12 protein-coding genes are annotated in these 18358 nt (G+C 72.9%); 5 read left to right on the forward strand and 7 right to left on the reverse strand.

Features of this window, described 5'->3' with window-relative positions:
* Positions 1 to 49: 49 nt before the first annotated feature.
* The 3 genes from ABZ862_RS16830 (at position 50) to ABZ862_RS16840 (ending at position 3918) form a co-directional block, all read left to right on the forward strand.
* Complete coding sequence (locus tag ABZ862_RS16830; protein ID WP_360958799.1) at positions 50 to 1195, forward strand: adenosine deaminase; 1146 nt, start codon at positions 50 to 52, stop codon at positions 1193 to 1195.
* Positions 1196 to 1231: 36 nt separating this feature from the next.
* Positions 1232 to 1942 carry a glycerophosphodiester phosphodiesterase gene (locus ABZ862_RS16835; RefSeq protein WP_360958370.1) on the forward strand — a complete coding sequence of 237 codons (711 nt, stop codon included), beginning with the start codon at positions 1232 to 1234 and terminating at the stop codon, positions 1940 to 1942.
* 188 nt (positions 1943 to 2130) lie between these two features.
* Complete coding sequence (locus tag ABZ862_RS16840) at positions 2131 to 3918, forward strand: metallophosphoesterase family protein (RefSeq protein WP_360958373.1); 1788 nt, start codon at positions 2131 to 2133, stop codon at positions 3916 to 3918.
* A gap of 39 nt (positions 3919 to 3957) precedes the next feature.
* Here the strand turns inward: ABZ862_RS16840 and ABZ862_RS16845 are convergent, their stop codons facing one another.
* From ABZ862_RS16845 to ABZ862_RS16875, 7 genes are all read right to left on the reverse strand, one after another.
* Entirely contained in the window at positions 3958 to 5070 is a 1113-nt protein-coding gene (locus ABZ862_RS16845; RefSeq protein WP_360958376.1) for a hypothetical protein, read from the reverse strand.
* Positions 5067 to 6332: a hypothetical protein gene (locus ABZ862_RS16850; protein WP_360958379.1), complete on the reverse strand. Its 1266-nt coding sequence runs from the start codon at positions 6330 to 6332 to the stop codon at positions 5067 to 5069. Before ABZ862_RS16850 ends, ABZ862_RS16845 begins: the two co-directional genes overlap by 4 nt.
* Positions 6329 to 7696, reverse strand: a complete 1368-nt coding sequence (locus ABZ862_RS16855) for an alkaline phosphatase family protein (protein WP_360958382.1) — start codon at positions 7694 to 7696, stop codon at positions 6329 to 6331. Before ABZ862_RS16855 ends, ABZ862_RS16850 begins: the two co-directional genes overlap by 4 nt.
* Entirely contained in the window at positions 7693 to 9387 is a 1695-nt protein-coding gene (locus ABZ862_RS16860) for a glycosyltransferase family 39 protein (RefSeq protein ID WP_360958385.1), read from the reverse strand. The genes ABZ862_RS16855 and ABZ862_RS16860 overlap by 4 nt, the downstream gene beginning before the upstream one ends.
* Entirely contained in the window at positions 9384 to 11942 is a 2559-nt protein-coding gene (locus ABZ862_RS16865; protein ID WP_360958388.1) for a glycosyltransferase, read from the reverse strand. Before ABZ862_RS16865 ends, ABZ862_RS16860 begins: the two co-directional genes overlap by 4 nt.
* A gap of 271 nt (positions 11943 to 12213) precedes the next feature.
* On the reverse strand, positions 12214 to 14394 hold the full coding sequence (helR, locus tag ABZ862_RS16870; protein ID WP_360958391.1) for an RNA polymerase recycling motor ATPase HelR: 2181 nt from the start codon (positions 14392 to 14394) through the stop codon (positions 12214 to 12216).
* A 183-nt stretch (positions 14395 to 14577) separates the two neighbouring features.
* Entirely contained in the window at positions 14578 to 16017 is a 1440-nt protein-coding gene (locus ABZ862_RS16875) for a gamma-aminobutyraldehyde dehydrogenase (protein ID WP_360958394.1), read from the reverse strand.
* A 225-nt stretch (positions 16018 to 16242) separates the two neighbouring features.
* Here ABZ862_RS16875 and ABZ862_RS16880 point away from each other — a divergent pair, with 225 nt between their 5' ends.
* Both ABZ862_RS16880 and ABZ862_RS16885 read left to right on the forward strand, forming a co-directional pair.
* Positions 16243 to 16758 (forward strand): Lrp/AsnC family transcriptional regulator, encoded by a 516-nt coding sequence (locus ABZ862_RS16880; RefSeq protein WP_360958397.1) that lies wholly within the window; start codon positions 16243 to 16245, stop codon positions 16756 to 16758.
* The gene (locus ABZ862_RS16885; protein WP_360958400.1) at positions 16743 to 18125 is read left to right on the forward strand and encodes an aspartate aminotransferase family protein; all 1383 of its coding nucleotides are present in this window, start codon (positions 16743 to 16745) and stop codon (positions 18123 to 18125) included. Before ABZ862_RS16880 ends, ABZ862_RS16885 begins: the two co-directional genes overlap by 16 nt.
* Positions 18126 to 18358 lie beyond the last annotated feature (233 nt).

Here is an 18358-nt window from a genome sequence, read left to right on the forward strand (position 1 = left end):
GGCCCGCCACAACGTCCCCACAGGCCCGGCCTACGATGATGGCCGAGTCATCGATCAGCCGATCATCCGCGTCTCCCCGCCCGGCGGACCGGGCCGGGGACGCCGTTCCGGGGAGGAACCCGTGACCGACCACCGCGCCGCGCAGGCACCCGCACCCGCACCCGCCCGCGACCTGAACGCCTTCATCGCAGGGCTGCCCAAGGCCGAACTGCACGTCCACCACGTCGGCTCCGCCTCCCCCCGGATCGTCTCGGAGCTGGCCGCGCGGCACCCCGACTCCAGGGTGCCCACCGACCCCGAGGCGCTGGCCGACTACTTCACGTTCACGGACTTCGCCCACTTCATCGACGTGTACCTGTCCGTCGTGGACGTGATCCGCACCCCGGAGGACGTGCGGCTGCTCACGTACGAGGTGGCCCGTGACATGGCCCGCCAGCAGGTGCGGTACGCCGAGCTGACCATCACGCCGTACTCCTCCACCCGGCGCGGCATAGACGAGCGGGCCTTCATGGACGCGATCGAGGACGCCCGCAAGGCGGCGGAGGCCGACTTCGGCACCGTGCTGCGCTGGTGCTTCGACATCCCCGGCGAGGCGGGCCTCGAGTCGGCCGAGGAGACCGTACGGCTCGCCACGGACGACCGGCTGCGCCCCGAGGGCCTGGTGTCGTTCGGGCTCGGCGGCCCGGAGATCGGTGTGCCCCGGCCGCAGTTCAAGCCGTACTTCGACCGGGCCGTCGCCGCCGGGCTGCGGTCCGTGCCGCACGCCGGTGAGACGACCGGGCCGGAGACGGTGTGGGACGCGCTGACCGAGCTGAACGCCGAGCGCATCGGCCACGGCACCAGTTCCGCCCGCGACCCCGAACTGCTCGCGCACCTCGCCGAGCACCGCATCGCCCTGGAGGTGTGCCCCACCTCCAACATCGCCACGCGTGCCGTCGCCACCCTCGACGAGCACCCGATCAAGGAGTTCGTCCGCGCCGGAGTGCTGGTGACGATCAACTCCGACGACCCGCCGATGTTCGGCACCGACCTCAACAACGAGTACGCCGTCGCGGCCCGCCTCCTCGGCCTGGACGAGCGCGGCCTGGCCGAGCTGGCCAGGAACGCCGTGCACGCCTCGTTCCTCGACGAGGCCGGCAAGGCCCGTGTCGCCGGGGAGATCGACGCGTACACGGCGCAGTGGCTCGCCCCCTGACAGGGATGCCGTACCGGCGCCCGCACAATGGGAGCCATGCAGACCGTGACCGCCGTGGCCCACCGCGGCGACCCCTACCGCTTCCGTGAGAACACCATCGGCTCGCTGCGTGCCGCGCTCGATCTGGGCGCGGACGCGGTCGAGTTCGACGTACGGCTGACCCGGGACGGTGTCCCCGTGCTGCTGCACGACGCGACGCTGACGCGGCTGTGGCGACTGGACCGGCCGCTGTCCGCGCTGTCCGCGGACGAGGTGAGCGGGGTCACGGAGGGCGGGGTGCCCACGCTGGCCCAGGCGCTGGCCGCGACGGAGGGCAGCCGGGTGATGGCCGATCTGCCGGGGCTGAGCGACCCGCGGGCGGCCCGGCGGATCGTGGACGTCGTACGGGCCTGCGGCGCGCAGGACCGGGTCTACTACTGCGCCGACGCCGCCGCCATGCTCGCGGTCCGCGCCGCCGACCCGTCCGCCGAGATCGCCCTGACCCGGACGACGCTCGCCCCGCCACGGCCCGCGCTGCTCGCGGCGGTGAAGCCCCGCTGGCTCAACTACCGCTTCAGCCTGGTCGACCGCGCGCTGGCCGCCCGGGTCCACCGGGACGGCCGGCTGCTGTCCGTGTGGACCCCGGACACCCGCCGCTCCATGCGCCGCCTCATCGCCCTGGGCGTCGACTCGATCACCACCAACCGCGTCGACGTGCTGTGCGCCCTGCGCGACTCCTCCGACGGCCCCCGGAAGCTCCCCGGGTGACGGCCTGACCCGGACGGGTGAATCCCGGCCGGGTCAGCACGGTGAGCCGCCCTTTCCGCCCCTCGGTGGCGGTAACGACTTCCCATGCGTGCGCACCCGCGCCGCAGACCTCGCCGACGCGCACCGCGCACCCGCGCGCCGCTGAGCAGGTCGTCGTCAGCACCGAACTCCCCCTGGCGGAAACTCCCATGCATCCATCCCCGACAGCTCCCACGACCGGACGCCGCCGAAAGCGGCACCTGGCCCGCGCCGCGGCCACCGCGCTCCTCGCGATGACGGCCGCCGCCGCCCTGCCGGGCTCGGCGAGCGCCGATCTCCCGGGCGCAGACCCGCAGTTGACGCGGGCTCCCTACCTCACCGACCTCGACACCACCCGCGTCCAGGTGAACTGGGCCACCACCACCCAGAGCCGGGGCATCGTCAAGTACGGTCCGCTCGGCAACTGCACCGCGAACACGGTGCAGTCCACCGTGCTGGGCTCGCCGACCACCATCAACGGTGTGCGCGAATACACCAATTCGGTGGCCGTGACCGGCCTCTCCGCCGACACCCCGTACTGCTACCGGATCTACACCGGCGGCACCGTCCAGACCGACCTGCTCGGTACCAATCCCTCCCCCGACTTCACCACCCTGCAGACCGCGGGCGGCACCAGCCCGGTGACCTTCGCCGCGTTCGGCGACTGGGGCGACACCACCAACAGCGGCGTCAACGACGGCTCCCTGAACGTCAATCAGGCCAACCTGCTGTCCCGGCTGGCGAGCAGCGGCGTCCGCTTCGCGCTGACCACCGGCGACGTGGCCTACCCGGGCGGCACCCCCACCAACTACGGCGACCTCAACCAGACCGGTGTCAACATCAGTGCCGTCTTCGGGCCGCGGTACTGGGCGGTGCCCGGACAGCGGATCCCGTACTTCTCGATCAACGGCAACCACGGCCGCAACCAGACCCTGCTGACCACCTGGCCGGAGACGGCGACCGCCGCGGCCTCGGGCGGCAGGTACGCCATGGAGGACTACCCGTCCATCGACGGCACGACCCCGGCCAGTTACCCGTCGACGTGGTACGCCTTCTCCACCGGCAACGTCCGCGTCTACATGCTCGACGCTTCCTGGTCCGACACCAACACCGGCAACGCGACCGGCGGCGCCTGCGGTGCGCGGTGCGCCGAGTACCAGGTGGACCACGACGCGCACTGGACGCCCACCTCGGCGGAGTACCAGTGGCTGGCGCAGGACCTGGCCGCGCACCCCGGCGGCGTCAAGATCGCCGCGTTCCACTTCCCGCTGCGCTCCGACGACTCGACCGAGCCGGACGACGACTATCTGAAGAACAACCCGGGCAGCACCCAGAGCCTGGAACAGCTGCTCCACGACAACGGTGTCAACCTGGTCCTCAACGGCCACGCCCACATCTACCAGCGGAACATCGCCCCGCCCGGCGGTGTGATCAGCTACGTCACCGGAGGCGGCGGCGCCAGGCTGAGCGGCTTCGCGGGGCGCGGCTGCTCCTCCACCGACGCCTACGGCATCAGCTGGTCGTACTCCTCGAACACGGGCCGGCGGTGCGGCGCGGCGCCCGCCCCGACCGGTGACGCCCAGGTGTTCCACTTCCTGAAGATCACGGTGAACGGCAGCCAGGTCACCGTCGCCCCCACCGACTCGCAGGGCACGGTCTTCGACCAGCAGACCTACGACTTCGGCCCGGACACCACCGCCCCCACCGCGCCCACCGGGCTGACCGCTCGGCGCCAGGGCCCCGGAACCGTACGGCTGAACTGGGGTTCCGGCACGGACGACAAGGCGGTGGCGGCGTACGACGTCTACCGCGACGGCCAGTACGTCGCGACGATGACGCCGGGCACCCGGACGTACGCCGACCGGCCGGCAGGCTGCCCGCGGCCCGTCGTCTACCGGGTGGCGGCCCGTGACCTGGCGGGCAACACCGGTTCCTCGGCCACAGCGGCGGTCTGCTGACCGGGGAACACCGCGCCCCGGGACACCACGTGCCCGGGGCTAGGGTCGCCTGCGCCGCTGCCACGCGGCGGCGCAGGCGACCGCCAGGGCCGGGACCGCGACACCCGCCGTGACGAACAGCACCCGGGCCGTGCCGGACCGCACCGACCCGTCGCTGGAGTCGGCGCCCGCCGCCGCCAGGGACCCCGGGACGGCGCCGTGCAGGGTGCGCAGCACGTCGAGGTACCGGGTGCCGAACGATCTGCTCGGCTCCACCTGGGAGTTCTCGCTGAACTCGTTCCAGCTGATCAGGCCCAGCACGTCAGGTGAGGACCGGACGGCGGCGGCGTACTCGGCGCGCAGTGTCCGTCCGTCGCGGCGCGGGACCGTGCTGGTGCCGCCGACCGGGCGGGCGTCGAAGCCGGGGGCGAACGGCGCGATCCAGTAGTGCCCGTCGGCGTGCACCGTACGGGCCATGGCACGCAGTTTGGCCGGGCCGGCGGGGCCCGCGGTGTACGGGTCGACGGAGGACCAGTAGTAGGCATCGCCGTCGGTGACGTCGGCCAGCCGCCGACAGCCCTCCGGGTTCTTCTCCGTCGCCAGGACCCGCAGCGCGGGACGGACCGGGCCGGTGACACGGCCGACCTGGGCGTGGGTGTACTTCCAGGTGCCGCTGAAGAGGGTGAGGGGTCGGCCGCCCAGGCGCAGGATCACGGAGTCGGAGGCGTAGCGGTCGCGGAAGGTGCGGAAGTCGGCGGCGACGCGGTCCACCGGCAGGGGGCGGCGGTGGAAGTCGAGGCCCTGGTAGATCATCGCGAGCTTGAAGTGCTCGGAGCGGGCGGTCCTCATCAGCAGTTCGAGGCGGGCGTCGAGGCGCGGGGTGTCCTTCCAGCTGACCATGAAGCCGTCGATGCCCGCGGATCTGGCCCACCGGATGTGACGGCGCACGACGCCGGGGTCCCCGCTGGAGTAACGGCCGAGGAGAGGCAGATCGGTCTTGCCGCGCCGCCAGGAGGCGGGGTCGTACCACGGGTAGTAGTACGCCAGCAGCGGTACGGCGCTGTGGGCGGCGGCGGGACGCCGGGCGGGCGCGGCCGGCCGGCCGGCGGCGCAGCCCAGGACGGGCAGGCAGCACAGCAGGACGGCGGCGAGCAGCGCGAGGACGCGCTTCACGGCGCTCCCGTCCCGGCCGGGGAAGCGGTGCCGGACCTCGCCGCTTCCTCCGGCTCAGGGAGCCCCGGTGGTTCCGGCGGATCGGCCGGCCGCCTTCCACGGGCCGCGCGGACCCGGCGGATCAGCACGACGCCGCCGGCCATCAGGAGCAGGGACGCCCCCGCGACGAAGAAGTCGAGGCGGGTGATCACGGCGGCGTCCACCGTGCGCGACCGGGACAGACGGAACTCCTGGACCGACACCAGTCCGCCGTGCACCCGGACCGCCACGCGGTAGCGGCCGCGCGGGAGATGCGTGACGACGGCGGTGCCGTTCGCGCCGAACCGCACGGTGTGCCTGGTGCCGTCCGGGCCGGTGACCTCGGCCCTGCGGCCCGTGCGGCCGCCGAAGACCGCGTCGTGCGCGGTGATCGTGAGGTCGTGGAACGGGCCGGCGAAGGTGACGGTACGTCCGGAGGCGGGGCTGAAGCGCTGCCGCCCGGCGTCGGCGAGCTGGGCGCGGTCGTAGAGGAGGCTCTGGAGTCCATAGGTGACGGGGGTGAGTTCGACCCGGCTGCCGCGGTAGACGGGCACGGCGCCGTCGAGCCAGGTGGTGCCGTGGGTGCGGAGCCCGAGGAGACGGCCGGTGGAGCTCTTCACGGTGGCCTCGGTGATGCGGGTGGTGTCCAGGGCGGTGCCGTGCTGGTCGGTGAAGCGGGCGATCACCGGGTAGGCCACGGCGAACGCCGCCGTGACGGTGTAGTCGGCGCGCAGCGGAAGGCCGTGCACGACGGGGCGGTAGGCCTGGTCGGGGTCGCGTTGCCCGGTCCAGCGGGCGAAGCGGTAGTGGCGCCGCCCGGTGTCGAGGGTGGTGTCGCGCAGCGCCAGGGTCTGCGGCGCGGAGGTGCGCGGGGCGGTGCACGCGGCGCGTCCCGCCGCATCGGTGGTCATGGCCCGTCCGCCGAACACGAGCCGCACGCCGGGGACGGCGGGCACGGTGCGGAAGGTGACGGTGACCTGGCGGGGGGCGGCACGGTGCGGGTGCGCGGGGGTGGGGGCGGGCTTCGCGGATGTGTGGGCGGGGGCGGGTGCCTGGGCGGGGGCGGGGAGCTGTCCGGCTGCGGCGGCCGGCCCGGTGAGTCGCCCGGCGGCCGGCCCGGCGGGCTGCGTGGCGGTGGTCGGGGCGAGGACCGACGCGGCGAGCAGCAGCGGCACGGCGACGAGCGGCAGCCGAAGGGCGATGCGGCGGGGCCGTCCGGGGCTTTTGGCACGGGAGAGGTTCACCGGCTCGCTCCTTCCCGGTGGGCGGGGCGGGTGCGGATGGCGGCGAAGGCCACCAGGGCCAGGGTGGCGAGGGCGGCGGTGCCGTAGACGGTGTGGATCATCGCCGAGTCGACCCGGCCCACGGGGCGGCGGTCGGGGGCGGCCGGAAGGATCTCGGGGGCGCGCGGGCCGTGGCGGAAGTCGAACGCGCCGGTGAGGCTCGCGGCCGCCGCGTCCCGTGCGGCGAGCGGCTTGAGGTGCCAGTTGTCCTCGACGAAACGCAGCGCGCTGGTGGAGTCGAGGACGGTGTGGTCGATGTGACCGGGCCGGGCGTACGGGCTGAGCAGCACCGCGGGCACGCGCGGGCCGCGGGGGCCGTCGACGGCGCGGGGCGGGCGGACGTGGTCGTACCAGCCGCCGGAGCCGTCGTAGCTCCACAGCAGCGCCGAGCTGTCCCAGTAGCGGCTGAGCATGAGCTGGGTGGCGACGGTGCGGATGAGTCTCTGACCCGCGGGCAGGGAGCGGGCGGAGCGTTCGGCTGAGCCGTTGGTGGCGAGGTAGGCGACGGACGGCAGGGTGCCGTGGTCGAGGTCCTGGTAGTACTGGTCGAGGCCGGCGATGTGGCCGCGCAGGGCGGGGTCGTCGGTGAAGCGGGCGTAGCCCAGCAACGGGGCGCGGACCGGCTGGGTGGCCCCGGATGTTCGCCAGGTCTCCCGCGGCCGGTAGCCCTCGACGTAGAACTTCCAGCTGACGCCTGCCTTCTGGAGCCGGTCGAAGAGGGTGGGCCGGTCGCCGTAGCCGCCGGCGGGCACGGTGTCGCCACCGCCCGGTGCGGGGGTGCCGGACACCCAGTAGGAGCGCTGGGTGGCGGCGCCGTAGGGGGCGGTGGAGAAGAACCGGTCGAAGAGGGCGCCCTTGCGGGCCGCCGCCCAGCTGAAGGGCAGGTCGCGGGCGTCGTAGTGGCCCATGGCAGGAGCGCCGTCGCGGCCCTGCCGGGTGTAGGCGGAGACGAAGCCGTCCATGCGTCCGCCGTCCAGCTGGTTGCCCAGGACCGTGCGGGTCGGTGACAGCGCGGGCGGAACGGTGCCGTGCAGTGCGAACGGCGCCACGCAGCCCCTCGAGGGGTCGTGGGCGGAGCGTGGCTGGCAGGTGCCGCGCGGGAGTCCGTCGGCGCCGGGATAGGTACCGAAGTAGTTGTCGAAGGTCCGGCCGCCCTGCATGAGGAAGAGGAAGTGCCGGACCGGGGTGGCGGGTTCGGGTCCGGGGTCCTGCCGCCGGGCCGCTTGGGCGGCGGCCGGGACCAGCATCAGCGTCAGCAGGCCGGCGGCCGCGGCCAGCGCGACGAGTGCGACGAGTGCGACGAGCGGACGGCGCGGGAATGTCATGACGCACGCACCCGGTAGATCACGATGGTCTCGCGGTCCGCGCGGCCGCTGCCGGTACGGACCCGCTCGACGCGGGTGTAGAGGGCGATGCCGTGGTACCTGGCGGCGAGATCGCGGGCCTGGGCGCCGTAGAAGGGCGAGCGGGCGGCGGTGTACGAGTCCCAGACGACGTACTGGAACAGGCCCTCGCGCAGCGCGCGGTCGGGGTTGCGCACCGGGACGTAGGCCGGATTGTGCTGCCGGCTCCCGCCGGTGACGGACAGCGCCGAGACCTGGCGGTGACCGTAGAACTGGAGCACGTTGGCGAGCGAGGGGCCCGCCGCGAGAAGCCGGGCGCCTTGCGGCACGTGGCCGCGCACCCAGTGTCCGGCCTCGCGTCCGCCGGGAAGGCCGCCGGCCCCGGCGAGCCGGGTGCCGGTGGGCGCGGGGTCGATCCGCCCGGCGGCCGGCACGGCGAGGGAGGCCGCGAGTCCGAGGCTCAGCAGCACGGCGGCGGCCGGGGCCAGTCGGGGCACGGGCAGGCGGAGCCCGGCGACGGCGGCGACGGTGCGTCCGGCGAGGACGGCGAGCGGCGGGGCCAGCGGCAGGAGATAGGGGTAGCCCTTCACGGGCCAGGCGGTGAAGAACAGCAGCGGTACGGCGATCCACCACAGCAGCAGCGGCTCGCGCCAGGTGGCGCGGTGCCGCAGCCACACCAGACCGGCCACCCCGGCGGCGAGCACGCCCCAGCCGATCACCACGGGAAGGGTGGTCGCGTAGAACCAGAGGGAGTGGTTGGCACGGCGGAAGAGCTGCCAGAGCAGATAGTTCTGACCGGTGGCGTGATGGCCCGCCAGCGTGGTCGCGAGGGGGAAGGCGAGGTACACGGCGGCCATGGCCGTCAGGCCGCCCAGCAGATGGCGGGGTCGCACCGGTACGCCCCGGGTCAGCGCGAAGAAGCCGTACAGCGACCCGAGGAAGATCGCGCCGGTCTCCTTGGCGAGGACGGTGGCGCCCAGCGCGGCCCCCGCGGCGATCAGCCACTCGGCCCGCTCGCTCTCGGTGTAGCGGACCACGCAGTACAGCGCACCGGTGGCGCACAGCGTCAGCAGCCCGTCGAGGAGCACCTGGCGGCTGACGACGACGTGGTAGGGCATGACGGCGAGCAGCAGCGCCGCGACCGAGGCGGTCGCCCGACCGTACAGCCGCCCGGCCAGCGCGTAGGTGAGGGCGACGCACACGACCCCGATCGCCGCCGTCACGGCGCGGGCCGACTGGTCGTCGACACCGTGGCCCAGAAGTCCGGACAGGAAGGTGGCCAGCAGCAGGGGGTGGGCGCGGAAGACCGGGAAGAACTGCTGGAGCGTGGGATCTCCGGCGAGGGACGCGGCGGTTCCGGTGTAGACGGCCTCGTCGCTGTTGAAGCCGGTGGCGTTCAAGTCCCAGAAGCGCAGCAGGGCGGCAAGGGCGAGGATCGCGGTGAGGGCCGCCGCGGAGGCGGAGCGGGGGGTGAGCCGGGTGGCGAGGCGGCCGGTGAGGGCGGTGCGCCGGTGACGGCGGGGGGAGGTGCCGGGGTGCGGCCCGGTGGGCGGGGCGTGGGCGCCGGCCGGAGGACGGGTGTCCTGCGTGGCGGGCCGGTTTCCGGTGAGCGTGCTCAGGCCGGGCACCTGGAGGGCGGTGCCGGTGAGCCGTGCCCTGACCTGCCTGATCACGAAGGGCCTCCGGAGGGCAGCGCGCGGATGGGAGCAGGCAGGGCGACGGGGGCCTCGAACCGCCAGTCCCAGTGCGGCCACTGCTCGCCGTTCACATGGCCGGTGGGCGCGCTCGGCACGTGTTCCCGGGCCAGCAGGCGGGGGATCTCGTCGGCCCAGCCGAAGCAGTCGGAGGCCAGCGTCCGGACCCTGACGCCGGAGAGGAATCCGCGCAGGATCTCCCTTTCCCTCAGGCGGAGATCGGCGTGGTCGAGTCCGGCGACGGTGAGCGCGGGCGCCAGCTGGCGGAAGGGCGGGAAGCCGTACGCGTCCTCGGTGTTGGCCAGCAGCCGCCGCAGCGCCTCGTCGTGCGGGAGGCCGGCGAGCCGTGGCATGCCGCGTTCGATGACGAACAGGTCCCGTACGACCGTCGCGGTGCCGATGGCGCACGGCACGAGCCGGTCCACGGCGTACTTGGGTGGCGGCACGAGGATCTGGGTGAGGGCGTTGACGGCCATGATGGGGAGGTTGAGGCGGGCGAGGGTCAGCGCGAACGAGCGGCCGCCCTTGGAGTGCAGCCGGCTCTGCCACCGCAGACGGGTCCACTCGTGGCCGGTGAGGTCGTCGGCGTGGACGGCGCGCAGGGTGTGGGCGCTGATGGTGAGCGGCTTGGGGAAGCACAGGGCGTGCCCGGCGGCGTCGACGAGGGTCATGTCGTCGGAGAGGAAGCAGCCGCCGTGCTCGCGCAGCAGCCTCAGGACGGTGGCGGTCTTGCCGGTGTCGGTCAGGGCGGACAGCATCACGCCGGTGCCGTCGAGGTCGAGGCACGCCGAGTGCAGCAGCATCCAGCCGCGCGGCACCAGGGCGAAGCGCAGCAGCGCCTCGATGATGTTGGTGTAGACGACGTGCGGCGAGCGGGCCAGCAGAGGGCTGACCTCGACGGTGATCGGGTCGCCCAGATCGATACTGAAGTTGGCTCCGAGGCGGCCGAGTTGCTCCTCGTAGCGCAGGCTGGTGGGGCGTTCGTCGGCGGGGCGGGCGAGTTCGGTCATCGCGGCGCGGTGGTGCGGTCTGCGACTGCCGATGTCGCCGGCCCGTACGACGATGTCGCAGCTGTCCGGAGGGAGCCACTGGGCGCGGAAGAACTCCAGTTCGGGCAGCGGTATCTGGGAGCCGATGCTGAGCTGGCCGGCGATGTCGTAGCGGTAGGCCAGGTAGCGGGTGCGGCGGTGGGGACGGCGGGGGCGGCCGTGCCGAGCGGCAGGCGCGGGCTCGGCTGCCGGCGCGGGTGTCCGGGGGGCGGTCCCGGCGGGCGTCGGGGCGGGCGCGAGGGCCTCGGGGTCCACGAGCGTGCGCACCGGGTCGCGCCGTGCGCCGGAACCCTCCTGGTCGGCGCCGTAGATGATCCGGTCGCTGAACAGGAAGCGCAGCAGGAACAGGACGACGAGGGTGAGGATGTTCGCGGTGAGGACTCCGGCGCCCCAGTCGATCAGCAGCGCCAGGAAGGGGAGTCTGCCGAGCAGCAGGAGGTTGTTGAGGGCGAAGAAGCGGACCCCCCTGCCGGAGCGCGTGCCGTTGCCGGCGCCCCGGTAGACGAGGCCCTCGACGAGGGCGAAGTTCCAGGCCGTGGAAACCTGGGTGGCCAGCGCCGCGCCGAGCAGGGGCGGCAGGCCGAGCACGTGGAACAGCAGCCACAGGGCGGCGGTGTTGACGGCGATCCCGGTCAGCCCGACGGCCCCGAAGGCGAGCAGCCGGCCGAATTCCCGGGCCCGGGGTCCGGTGCGGCGACGGCACGAGCGGCGCAGCCGCGCCAGATGACGCAGGTAGGTGATCCCCTCGCGCAGGGACGCCTTGGAGCGGCCCGCGGCGCGTGGGGCGAAGGTGTAGGCGACCTCGGCGACGCGTGCGCCGGGAGTGCGCACGAGAATCTCCAGCAGCACCTTGAAGCCGGCCGGGTCGAGCCGGTCCAGGTCGACGGCGTCTTTGCGGAACGCGAAGAGCCCGCTCATCGGATCACTGATCCCGGCCAGGCGGCGGGGGAAGAACGTCTTCGCCAGGACGGCGCTGCCCGAGGAGACCACGGCCCGTCCGGCGCCGCCGAGTCCGCCGCTGGAGCCGGACCCGGCGTGCCGGGTTCCGAGGACGATGTCGGCGTCGTGCCCGAGAGCGGTCCGGGCGACGGCCGCGGCGGCCTGGGGCGGGTGCTGGAGGTCGGCATCCATGACCAGCACCCAGTCGCCGCGCGCCCGGCGTGCCCCGGCGAGCACGGCGCCCGCCAGTCCACCGGCCCGGTCCCCGGGCGCGCGGTGCAGCAGACGCACCGGCTCAGGGCATGCCGCCGCGTGCCGCGCGGCGACGTCGGGGGTGCCGTCGTCACTGTCGTCGACGAAGAGCAGTTCCGCGCCGAGGTCCGCGAAGGCGGGGCCCAGCTCCCTCAGCAGCAGGGGAACGGCCTCCCGCTCGTTGCGGGTCGGCACGACGACGGTGAGACGGGGCGGGGTCCGCGGTGCGGACCCGTTGAGGTCCAGGCAGGGCGGGGTGGCGGAGCGGGGGGTGGTGGTGCCGGTGCGGTCCATCGTTCTTCCGCCTCCAGACGGGAAGCGCAGAGCCGTATGTTTACGCCGTAAGCGTACGATTCAGTGTGCGCCGCCTCACCCGCGAGGTCAAGAACGAACTGGATGAAAGTGGGGCTTTCCGGAAACATGCAGAGCCCCGGCTCCCGCCCCGGCCGGAGGCTGTGCGGCAGCGGCGGGCGCGCAGGCCGCTCCGCCGGCGGGGCGGCCGTGCCACTCACGGCAGGAGCGTGCACCGTAAACGAACACGTTCGAGAAGCGGGGTCCGTGACGGTCAGGAGGTGGTGAGCACGACGAGTTGACGGGTCGCCCTGGTCATCGCGACGTAGCGGTCGACCGCGCCCTCGATGCCGTCGCCGAAGCCTTCCGGATCGACGAGGACGACCAGGTCGAACTCGAGTCCCTTGGCCAGCTCCGGTGTCAGGGAACGCACCCGGGAGGACCGCGGCCAAAAGCCCGGGGCGCCGATGACGCAGGCGGTCCCCTCGGCCCGGACGGCGAGCCAGGTCCCGACGATCTCGTCGAGGCCGGCGGCGGACCCGTACCGGACGGGCACGCCGCCGCTGCGGACGGAGACCGGCACGTTGGCGTCCGGCAGCACCGCCCGGATCACCGGCTCGGCCTCCGCCATGATCTCCTGCGGCGTACGGTAGTTGACGCTCAGCGAGGCCAGGGTGATCCGGTCGAGGCCCACCCGTTCCAGCCGGTCCCGCCACGGTTCCGTGAACCCGTGCCGGGCCTGGGCGCGGTCGCCGACGACGGTGAAGCTGCGGGACGGGCAGCGCAGCAGCAGCATCTGCCACTGCGCGTCGGTGAGTTCCTGCGCCTCGTCCACGACGACGTGCGCGAACGGGCCCGCGAGCAGGTCGGGTTCGGCGACGGACGGCATGTCGTGGCCGTCGAGGGCGTCGCGCACGTCGTGGCCGCGCAGCATCGTGATCACTCCCTCGCCGTCGTCGTCGGCGTCCAGCAGGGCGTCGACGACGTGGGACATCCGGGCGTGCTCGGCGGCCAGGGCGGCGGCCCGGCGGCGCTCGCGCAGCGCGCTCTCCGGGTCGCCGAGCCGCTGACGTGCGGCGTCCAGCAGCGGCAGGTCGCAGACCGTCCAGGCCTGGGCGTCGGCGCGCTGGAGGTGCCGTACCTCGTCGGGGGTGAGCCAGGGGGCGCACAGCCGCAGATAGGCGGGCACCGACCACAGGTCGCCGACGACGTCGGCCGCCTCCAGCAGCGGCCACGCCCGTCCCAGGGCCGTACGCAGGTCCCGGTCGCGGCGCAGCGCCTCGCGCAGTTCACCCGGCGGGGCGTGGTCCCCGTAGGTGTCGGTCAGCACGGTGAGGAGTTCCTGCCAGACGTGCTCACGGGCCTCGTTGTGCGGGGTGCCGGGCTCGGCCGCCGCGAAGGCGGTGGCCCAGTGGGCCGCGTCCACCCGGATGTCGCCCCAGGGGGTGGGGACGGTGAGCGTCTCGGTGGGCGGCTCCTCGTAGAAACGGACGGCCTTCTCGATCGCCCGTACCAGCTCGGCGGACGACTTCAGCCGGGCGGCCTCCGGGTCGGTCTCGACGCCCGCCGAGGCGCCCTCCGCGACCAGGTCGCGCAGAGTGCAGATCTGCACGCCTTCCTCCCCCAGGCTGGGCAGCACGTCGGAGACGTACCCGAGGTAGGGCTGGTGCGGGCCCACGAACAGCACACCGCCCCTGCGGTGGCCGAGGCGCGGGTCGGAGTACAGCAGGTAGGCGGAGCGGTGCAGGGCGACGACCGTCTTGCCGGTGCCGGGGCCGCCGTCCACGACGAGCGTGCCGCGCGACCCGGCGCGGATGACGGCGTCCTGGTCGGCCTGGATGGTGCCGAGCACGTCCCGCATCCGGGGCGAGCGGTCCGCGCCGAGGCTCGCGATGAACGCGGACTGGTCGTCGAGCGCGGCGCCGTCCGTCAGCCGGTCCGGACGGAACACCTCGTCCCAGTAGTCGCCGACCCGGCCGCGGGTCCAGCGGTAGCGGCGCCGGCTCGCCAGGCCCATCGGATCGGCGTGGGTGGCCCCGAAGAACGGCTCGGCCGCCGGGGAACGCCAGTCGATCAGCAGGCGGCGGCCGGTGCTGTCGGTGAGGCCGGTCCGCCCGATGTAGAGGGTCTCGCCGCCGTCCTCGCCGACCATCCGCCCCAGGCACAGGTCGAGCCCGAAGCGGCGCAGCAGGCGCAGCCGGGCGGTCAGCCGGTGGATCTCGGCGTCCCGGTCCATCGCCTGCCGCCCCGTCCCGCCGGGGGCCCGCCGCTCGGCGTCGAGCCGGGCGGACACCTCGGCGACCGACTCCGCGAGGCACCGGGCGACGGCGGCGAAGTGCCGTTCGTCGTCGGCGATCAGCGCGGGGCCGGCCTTGGCGGCCAGCCGCTCGGGCAGGTCGAACGCGCCGGCGGCGGCACCCTCATACGCCTCATACCCTGACAAAAGTTCACGCACGACGCGTATCTCTCCTTTTCGCTGACTTCCGGCGGCAAGGAGAGATTGTGCGCCAGGCGGGGGGCCTTGCGGCAAGGCCCCCCGTGCGCTATAGGTTAAGAGTGGAGAGGAGCGGGAACGCCCCTTTCCCTTTTCTTTTGCCCGCGACCGTCCGGTTCTGCCCCGGCGGCCGGTCCCCGGTGGTCAGCCGTCGAGGGACGTCATCACGTGCTTGATGCGCGTGTAGTCCTCGAAGCCGTACGCCGAGAGGTCCTTGCCGTAGCCGGACCTCTTGAAGCCGCCGTGGGGCATCTCCGCGACCAGCGGGATGTGGGTGTTGATCCACACGCAGCCGAAGTCGAGCTTCTTGGACATGCGCATGGCGCGGCCGTGGTCCTTGGTCCAGACGGACGAGGCGAGGGCGTACTCGACGCCGTTGGCCCACTCGACGGCCTGGTCCTCGTCGGTGAAGGACTGGACGGTGATGACCGGGCCGAAGACCTCCTTCTGGACGATCTCGTCGTCCTGTCGGAGCCCGGAGACGACGGTCGGGGCGTAGAAGTAGCCCTTCTCGCCGACCTGATGGCCGCCGGTCTCGACCTTGGCGTGGGCGGGGAGGCGCTCGATGAAGCCGGCGACCTGCGCCAGCTGGTCCGGGTTGTTGAGGGGCCCGTAGAGCACGTCCTCGTCGTCCGGCAGACCGGTCTTCGTCTCGGCCGCCGCCTTCGCGAGCGCCGCGACGAACTCGTCGTGGACGGACTCCTGGACCAGGACGCGGGTGGCCGCCGTGCAGTCCTGGCCGGCGTTGAAGTAGCCCGCGACGGAGATGCCCTCGACGGCCTTGGGGATGTCGGTGTCCTCGAAGACCACGACCGGCGCCTTGCCGCCCAGCTCCAGGTGGACGCGCTTGACGTCCTTGGCCGCGGAACCGGCGACGGACATGCCGGCGCGCACCGAGCCGGTGATGGAGGCCATCGCCGGAGTGGGGTGCTCGACCATCAGCCGGCCGGTGTCGCGGTCGCCGCAGACGACGTTGAAGACGCCCTCGGGCAGGATCGAGCCGAGGATGTCGGCGATCAGGACGGTGGAGGCGGGGGTGGTGTCCGAGGGCTTGAGGACGACCGTGTTGCCGGCGGCGATCGCCGGGGCGAACTTCCACACGGCCATCATCATCGGGTAGTTCCACGGCGCGACCTGCGCGCAGACGCCGACCGGCTCGCGGCGGACGATCGAGGTCAGCCCGTCCATGTACTCGCCGGCCGAGCGGCCCTCCAGCATCCGCGCCGCGCCCGCGAAGAAGCGGATCTGGTCCACCATCGGCGGGATCTCCTCGTCGCGGGTGAGCCCGACGGGCTTGCCGGTGTTCTCCACCTCGGCGGCGATGAGTTCCTCCGCCCGCTCCTCGAACGCGTCGGCGATCTTCAGCAGGGCCCGCTGGCGCGCGGCCGGGGTGGTGTCGCGCCAGCCCGGGAAGGCCGCGGCGGCGGCCGCCATGGCGGCGTCCACGTCCGCGGGTCCGGACAGCGGAGCGGTCGCGTACGCCTCGCCGGTCGCGGGGTTGACCACCTCGGTGGTCCGTCCGTCGGCGGCGTCCCGGAACTCACCGCCGATGTAGTTGCGCAAACGACGCAGCTCGGTGCTCACTGCCGGCCTCCTGTCGGGGTTCCAACTGTGCTGGGTGGGTGGGGTGTCGTGCGGGTCCCGACCGGTCCGGACAGGCGTGACCGTCCGGTCGCCGGGACACCCACACTAATCGGCGGGCCCACGTTTTCAACACCCCCGATCGGAGTAATGCTGCGGATTTCGCATGTCTCGGGTGCGTAAACAACGAATTTCATCGCTACAGCCTTGCGAAACCGACGAGGGGTCGTGCACAGTGAGCCCGTGGCCAGTCGAAGCGCAGAACCGAGGGGCTCCCGCGAGTCCGGGAACGGCACCCCGCATCTGGATGCCGTCTCCCTCGCCATCATCGAGCAGTTGCAGGAGGACGGCCGCCGGCCGTACGCCGCGATCGGCAAGGCCGTGGGCCTGTCGGAGGCGGCCGTGCGCCAGCGCGTCCAGAAGCTGCTCGACCAGGGCGTGATGCAGATCGTCGCCGTGACGGACCCGCTCACCGTGGGCTTCCGCCGCCAGGCGATGGTCGGCATCAGAGCCGACGGCGACCTCGAACCCGTGGCCGACGCGCTGAGCGCCATGCCGGAAGTCGAGTACGTGGTGATGACCGCGGGCTCGTTCGACGTCCTCGCCGAGATCGTCTGCGAGGACGACGACCACCTCCTGGAAGTCATCAGCAAACGCATCAGGGCACTGCCCGGCGTGCGCTCCACCGAGAGCTTCGTCTACCTCAAGCTCAAGAAGCAGACCTACATGTGGGGAACCCGATAACCGTGACCTCGAAGGACCTCAGCCGAACCGCGTACGACCACCTGTGGATGCACTTCACCCGCATGTCCTCGTACGAGAACGCCCCCGTGCCGACCATCGTGCGCGGCGAGGGCACCTACATCTACGACGACAAGGGCAAGCGCTACCTGGACGGTCTCGCGGGTCTGTTCGTGGTCCAGGCCGGTCACGGCCGCACCGAACTCGCCGAGACGGCCTTCAAGCAGGCGCAGGAGCTGGCGTTCTTCCCGGTGTGGTCCTACGCCCACCCGAAGGCCGTGGAGCTGGCCGAGCGGCTCGCGCACCACGCGCCGGGCGATCTGAACAAGGTCTTCTTCACCACGGGCGGCGGCGAGGCCGTCGAGACCGCCTGGAAGCTCGCCAAGCAGTACTTCAAGCTGACCGGCAAGCCCACCAAGTACAAGGTCATATCGCGCGCGGTCGCCTACCACGGCACCCCGCAGGGCGCCCTGTCCATCACCGGCCTGCCGGCCCTGAAGGCCCCCTTCGAGCCGCTGGTGCCGGGCGCGCACAAGGTCCCCAACACCAACATCTACCGCGCCCCGATCCACGGCGACGACCCCGAGGCGTTCGGCCGCTGGGCCGCCGACCAGATCGAGCAGCAGATCCTCTTCGAGGGCCCGGAGACCGTCGCCGCGGTCTTCCTGGAGCCCGTACAGAACGCCGGCGGCTGCTTCCCGCCACCGCCCGGCTACTTCCGGCGGGTCCGCGAGATCTGCGACCAGTACGACGTGCTGCTCGTGTCGGACGAGGTCATCTGCGCCTTCGGCCGCCTCGGCACGATGTTCGCCTGCGACAAGTTCGACTACGTACCCGACATGATCACCTGCGCCAAGGGCATGACCTCGGGCTACTCCCCGATCGGCGCGTGCATCGTCTCCGACCGGCTCGCCGAGCCGTTCTACCAGGGCGACAACACCTTCCTGCACGGCTACACCTTCGGCGGCCACCCCGTGTCGGCGGCGGTGGGCCTCGCCAACCTCGACCTGTTCGAGCGCGAGAACCTCAACCAGCACGTCCTGGACAACGAGGGCGCGTTCCTCTCCACCCTGCGGAAGCTGCACGACCTGCCGATCGTCGGCGACGTCCGCGGCAACGGCTTCTTCTACGGCATCGAACTCGTCAAGGACAAGCACACCAAGGAGTCGTTCGACGACGAGGAGACGGAGCGCGTGCTGTACGGCTTCCTCTCCAAGGCCCTCTTCGACAACGGCCTGTACTGCCGTGCCGACGACCGCGGCGACCCGGTCGTCCAGCTCGCCCCGCCGCTGATCTCGGATCAGCAGACCTTCGACGAGATCGAGCAGATCCTGCGCGCCTCGCTGTCGGAGGCCTGGACGAAGCTCTGAGCCCGGCGGCCACCCGGCCCGCCCACCCCGTGATCACCGGCCCGCCCACCCGGTGATCACCGCCCGGCCGATCCCCGTGATCGGCCGGCCGCTGGTCAACCCGTGCCCCGGTGCCGTCCGTTCGAGTGAGAAACGGCGGCCCGGGGCCGCGTGCTGTCCGGCGCGGCGCCACCGCCTGCCTAGCGTGCCAGTGACCGATCGGCCCTGCCTTCGTTCCCCCGTACGGGGGACTC

The organism is Streptomyces sp. NPDC047000, from assembly GCF_040644295.1.
Lineage (GTDB): Bacteria > Actinomycetota > Actinomycetes > Streptomycetales > Streptomycetaceae > Streptomyces.

Coding starts and splice junctions, on each gene's coding strand:
- ABZ862_RS16835 (WP_360958370.1), top strand. CDS start 1,232: ATGCAGACCGTGACCGCCGTGGCCCACCGCGGCGACCCCTACCGCTTC.
- ABZ862_RS16840 (WP_360958373.1), top strand. CDS start 2,131: ATGCATCCATCCCCGACAGCTCCCACGACCGGACGCCGCCGAAAGCGG.
- ABZ862_RS16855 (WP_360958382.1), bottom strand. CDS start 7,696: ATGACATTCCCGCGCCGTCCGCTCGTCGCACTCGTCGCACTCGTCGCG.
- ABZ862_RS16865 (WP_360958388.1), bottom strand. CDS start 11,942: ATGGACCGCACCGGCACCACCACCCCCCGCTCCGCCACCCCGCCCTGC.